Raw genomic sequence first — 215 nt, 5'->3', positions numbered from 1 at the left:
GAAGACCCAGCCAGCTTGCCACGATGACCGTGATCGCCGCTGAAAGGGCGACGCAATAGGCACGCATCGGGTTCAGCTTGGTGATCTGGCGGCCCACCATCCGGATGAGCTTCGGACCGAAGAGAAACAGCCCGAAGGAGATGCCGAAGGCACCGATGATCATCACCCAGAGCGGAATGCGCACCTCGGCCTCGACCCCGCCGGCTTCTGCGGCG

At 63.7% G+C, this 215-nt stretch carries 1 protein-coding gene; it reads right to left on the bottom strand.

The features are described 5' to 3' along the window. The coding region (locus tag A3728_RS15825) for an inorganic phosphate transporter (RefSeq protein WP_150120841.1) at positions 1-215 on the bottom strand (215 nt) is incomplete at both ends.

The sequence above is a fragment of the Sulfitobacter sp. HI0040 genome, from assembly GCF_001634885.1.
GTDB lineage: Bacteria > Pseudomonadota > Alphaproteobacteria > Rhodobacterales > Rhodobacteraceae > Sulfitobacter.
Note: the sequence above shows the minus strand (reverse complement) of the source record. Positions and strands in the feature narration are given on the sequence as shown.